The following is a 4952-nucleotide window of genomic DNA, read 5'->3' as shown; positions in this document are numbered from 1 at the left end:
CCATTGCGGGACACGCCGTGAACCCATCCATGGGGGCTCGTTCGCGCCATCCATGGCGCTCTACGGTCCCGCAATGGCATACCCCCGCCCGCCCCCTCAGCACTGCGTCGGCGGAGGGTAGAGCGGGATTCTGCTCTTGATCTTCGTTGGTGGCCCACCCACACCGCCCCAAACCAGTGAGCAACCGGCAACCAGCTGTTGCTCTTGCAGTTGCAGTTGCTTCAAAGAATATGCGCAGTAACTGCGACGAAGTGACAGACACTTCCACCGATCACGAACAGGTGCCAGATCGCGTGGGAGTAGGGGATGGATTCGCGGTGGTAGAAGTAGGTACCCAGCGTGTACGACAGGCCACCGGCGAACAGCCAGCCGAGCGTCCAGCCGTCGATGTGGGACCACATCGGCTTGATCGCCACCAGCACCATCCAGCCCATCGCGATGTAGATGATCGTGGAGAGCAGCTTGAAGCGGCCGGTGAAGAACAGTTTGAAGATCACCCCCGCCAGTGCCAGCGCCCAGATCGCGGTGAACATGCCCCAGCCCCACGGGCCGCGCAGGCCGATCAGGGTGAATGGGGTATAGGTGCCCGCGATCAGCAGGTAGATCGCGCAGTGGTCGAACACCTTCAGGCGGCCCTTGGCGATCGGGTGCTGGATTGCGTGGTAGAGGGTCGACGCGGTGTAGAGCAGCAGCAGGGCCACGCCGAACACGATCGCGCTGGCCAGCTGCCAGGCGTCGCCATGGATCGCGGCGAGGGTGATCAGCACCGCGCTGGCGGCCAGTGCCGCCACCGCGCCCAGCCCGTGGGTCAGGGCGCTGGCGATTTCTTCACGTACGGAAGCAACAGAGGTCATGGCGATGATCGTCGCGCGGGGAGGGGGAGCCCGCTCCCCCCTATCATCGCCGGTTTCGCGAGGTCAGGCGACCGACACGCTGTGCGCTGCCTCGCGGGTGGCCGCGAAGCGCACGTCCGGCGCGCGTTCCTGCGCCAGCTGCAGGTTGACCCGGGTCGGCGCCAGGTAGACCAGCTGGCCGGCCGCATCGATGCTGAGGTTGCCCGCGTTCTTCTCGCGGAACTCTTCCAGCTTCTTCGCGTCGTTGCAGGTCACCCAGCGCGCCGTGGTCACGCTGACCGGCTCGAAGGTGGCTTCCACGCCGTACTCGTCCTTCAGCCGGTAGGCGGCCACGTCGAACTGCAGCACACCCACCGCGCCCAGGATCAGGTCGTTGCTCATCAGCGGGCGGAAGAACTGCGTGGCGCCTTCTTCGGACAGCTGCGCCAGGCCCTTCTGCAACTGCTTGAGCTTGAGCGGATCGCGCAGGCGCGCGCGGCGGAACAGTTCCGGCGCGAAGTTCGGAATGCCGGTGAAGCTTACCGCCTCGCCTTCGGTGAACGTGTCGCCGATGGAAATGGTGCCGTGGTTGTGGATGCCGATCACATCGCCCGGCCAGGCTTCCGCGGCGATTTCACGGTCGCTGGCCATGAAGGTCAGCGCATTGGCCAGCTTCATTTCCTTGCCCGTGCGTACGTGGAAGGTCTTCATGCCCGCCACGAAGCGGCCCGAACACACCCGCATGAACGCCACGCGGTCGCGGTGCTGCGGGTCCATGTTGGCCTGGATCTTGAAGACGAAACCGGTCAGCTTGTTTTCCTGCGGCGCGATCACCCGCCCGGTGGTGGCGCGGGCCTGCGGCGACGGTGCATGCTCGACGAAGAAGTCCAGCAGCGGCTGCACGCCGAAGTTGTTCACGCCCGAACCGAAGAATACCGGCGTCTGCTTGCCGGCCAGGTAGGCCTCAAGATCGAACGGGTGGCTGGCGCCCTGCACCAGTTCCAGCTCATCGCGCAGTTCGGCCAGCATGCCCGCGCCGATCTTTTCGGCCAGGCCCGGCGAATCGATCGACGGGAAAATGGTTGAATCCTGCCGGGTGAAGTTGCGGCCCTGTTCGTACAGGTGCACTTCGCCGCTGATCAGGTGGACCACGCCCTTCAGGCGCTGGCCCATGCCGATCGGCCAGGTGACCGGCGCGCACTGGATGCCCAGCACGCTCTCGACCTCGTCCAGCAGGTCGATCGGCTCCTTGCCTTCGCGGTCGAGCTTGTTGATGAAGGTCATGATCGGGGTGTCGCGCAGGCGGCACACCTCCATCAGCTTGATCGTGCGCTCTTCCACGCCCTTGGCCACGTCGATCACCATCAGCGCCGAGTCCACCGCGGTAAGCACGCGGTAGGTGTCCTCGCCGAAGTCGGCGTGGCCGGGGGTGTCGAGCAGGTTGACGATCTTGCCTTCGTACGGGAACTGCATCACCGACGAAGTGACCGAGATGCCGCGCTCCTTTTCCAGTGCCATCCAGTCCGAGGTGGCATGGCGCGCCGCCTTGCGGCCCTTGACCGAACCGGCCATCTGGATCGCACCGCCGAACAGCAGCAGCTTTTCGGTCAGCGTGGTCTTGCCGGCGTCAGGGTGGGAAATGATGGCGAAGGTGCGGCGGCGCGCAGCTTCGGTAGCGACTTCGGACATGGCGTGACGCGCCCGCCCGGGGCGCTTCTCATGGAGATAAGCCCGCCAGTATACCGGGCCGTCCCTCCCGGCGGGTCAGTGGCTGGCCGCGTCGCCGCCGTCGGGCTGTTCACGCGCGAAGTGCAGCTCGCCCTGGGGGGCCACGATGCGTACCGGAATCGAGCGCAGCTGCATGCCGGCATTGACCTGCACCACGAAATGGAGGTGCGGGGCCGTGCTGTAACCGGTGTTGCCCGACACGCCGATGCGTTGGCCGGCTTCGACCCGCTGCCCGCTGCGCACCAGGACCCCGTTTTCGCGCAGGTGGGCGTACACGGCCATGCTGCCGTCTTCATGCAGGACCCGGATGAAGTTGGCGCGGTCGCGGTCGCGGGCTGGATCCTGTCCGTTGCCGCTGAAGTTGCCCTGCACCTGCATCACCTTGCCGGCCCGGGCGGCCAGCACCGGGGTGCCTTCGGCCAGGGCGAAGTCAACAGCGTCGCGGTTTTCAGGGTCGTTGTGGCTGAAACGGCCCTGCGGCGCCTGGCTGACCTGGAACCGGCGGGCATCGAACGGGAGCTGGTAGGCCACGTCCTGCGGTCGCGCAGCCGGGTCGCCCGGGACGGCGTCCAGCAGCAGGTTCAGGCGCTCGGTATCCGGCGGCAGCTGCAGCCGCGCCACCACCACGCTGGCCGACCCGGGCAGCACGGTCTGCAGGGGCAGTCCCGGCAGCAGCGCGGCACCGAGGTCCTGGCGCAGGGCGATCTGTACCGGGCCGGTGAGGTGGTTGTCGACCCGCGCCTGCCAGTAAGCCGCGCCTCCTTCGAGCTTGACCGAGGCCAGCGTGCCGGCCCGGGCTCCCTGCGGCGCTTCATCGGCCGGGCGCACCAGGCCCCAGCCGGTGCGCCAGTCCGCCCCACCGTTCGGCGGTGCGGCCAGCGTCATGAACGGGCACGCCAGCAGGGACAGCAGCAGGATCCGGCGCATCAGCAGACTTCCAGTAAGGGTGCGCGGACTCTACGCAACCGCGTTCGTTCAGGAAAGAGGGGCTCTTCGGCCTGATGAGAAAAAACTATATCGCTTCATCCAGATGAAAGGATTGACATGGCCGGAATGTGCTGGCATCGTGGCTCCACCATCGAGACCGGCAGAGGGACAGGCCCTTTGAAGCCGGGGCAGCCCGCAGGCGCGAAAGCGACCTGCGTAGGTGCCAAATCCTGCGGGGACCGTGGTGTCTTCCGAAAGATGGTTCGAACCGTGCACCCTACGTGCGCTTCGAACGCGAGCTCCGCGAAAGCTCGATGGCCGTTTTCCTCTTCGGGATATCGCCATGAGTTTCGCCACCGCCGCCGTTGCTTCCGACTCCTTCGCCCCCTTGAGCGTTCCGGTTGATGCCGGGCGCCGCGCCGTGCGCGGCGAGATCGCCGCGATCCTGTCGATGCGCCATGGTGGGGCACGCCCGGTGCGGCTGCGCTACGAACTGGTGGGCCGTGACGAGGCACCGGTGGTGGTGCTGGCCGGTGGCATTTCCGCACACCGGCACGTGGCCGCCAATGCCGAGTTCCCGGAGAAGGGCTGGGCCGAAGGGCTGGTGGCCGCCGGGCGCACGCTGGATCCGGCCTCGCGCCGCATCCTGGCGTTCGATTTCATCGGCGCCGATGGCGCCCTGGACCTGCCGATCGACACCGCCGACCAGGCCGATGCGCTGGCGCTGCTGCTCGATCATCTCGGCATCGCCCAGCTGCAGTGCTTCGTCGGCTACTCCTACGGTGCGCTGGTGGGCCAGCAGTTCGCGGTGCGCCATCCGCAGCGGCTGGCCAAGCTGGTCGCGGTCAGTGGCGCGCATCGCCCGCATCCCTACGCCGCCGCCTGGCGCGCGCTGCAGCGCCGCGCGGTGGCGCTGGGCCAGCTGCAGTGCGGCGAAAGCCACGGCCTGGCGCTGGCCCGGCAGTTCGCCATGCTCAGCTACCGCACCCCGGAAGAATTCGGCGAGCGCTTCGATGCGCCACCCGAAGTGGTCAACGGGCGTGTCCGCGTAGCCGCCGAAGATTACCTGGATGCCGCTGGCGCGCAGTACGTCGCGCGCACGCCGGTGGAAGCCTACCTGCGCCTGTCCGAATCGATCGACCTGCACCGCATCGACCCTGCCGCGATCAGCGTGCCCACCGTGGTGGTGGCCGTGGAAGGCGACCGCCTGGTGCCGCTGGCCGACCTGGTCGGCCTGGTCGAAGGGCTGGGCCCGCGCGGCAGCCTGCGCGTGCTGCGCTCGCCCTATGGCCACGACGCCTTCCTGAAAGAAACCGATCGCATCGACGCGATCCTCGCCACTGCATTTCGTACCCCGGGAGAAAACGCATGAGCCAGTCCGCCGGTTCCGAGCCGACCTGTAGCCGTGTCACCGCCGCCGTGCGCGCCGGTATCGATCGCGATACCGCGCACGGGGCGGTGACC

4 protein-coding genes and 1 riboswitch are annotated in these 4952 nt (G+C 67.4%); of the genes, 1 reads left to right on the top strand and 3 read right to left on the bottom strand.

Features of this window, described 5'->3' with window-relative positions:
• Positions 1-221: 221 nt before the first annotated feature.
• From QMX79_RS19955 to QMX79_RS19945, 3 genes are all read right to left on the bottom strand, one after another.
• Positions 222-860, bottom strand: a complete 639-nt coding sequence (locus tag QMX79_RS19955) for a hemolysin III family protein (protein WP_282248330.1) — start codon at positions 858-860, stop codon at positions 222-224.
• Positions 861-917: 57 nt separating this feature from the next.
• A complete protein-coding gene (locus QMX79_RS19950; protein ID WP_282248329.1) occupies positions 918-2522 on the bottom strand; it encodes a peptide chain release factor 3 in 1605 nt (534 codons plus the stop codon).
• A gap of 75 nt (positions 2523-2597) precedes the next feature.
• Positions 2598-3488, bottom strand: coding sequence for a M23 family metallopeptidase (locus QMX79_RS19945; RefSeq protein WP_282248328.1), 891 nt, complete (start codon positions 3486-3488; stop codon positions 2598-2600).
• A 145-nt stretch (positions 3489-3633) separates the two neighbouring features.
• A riboswitch (SAM riboswitch) is annotated at positions 3634-3753 on the top strand.
• Between the two features lie 78 nt (positions 3754-3831).
• On the opposite strand from QMX79_RS19945, the gene QMX79_RS19940 reads away from it, so the two are divergent.
• On the top strand, positions 3832-4860 hold the full coding sequence (locus QMX79_RS19940; RefSeq protein ID WP_282248327.1) for a homoserine O-succinyltransferase: 1029 nt from the start codon (positions 3832-3834) through the stop codon (positions 4858-4860).
• Positions 4861-4952 lie beyond the last annotated feature (92 nt).

Source organism: Stenotrophomonas sp. PS02300 (assembly GCF_029959395.1).
Classification (GTDB): domain Bacteria; phylum Pseudomonadota; class Gammaproteobacteria; order Xanthomonadales; family Xanthomonadaceae; genus Stenotrophomonas; species Stenotrophomonas maltophilia_AD.
The sequence above is the reverse complement of the archived record's forward strand: the minus strand, read 5'-3'. Positions and strand labels throughout refer to the sequence as shown.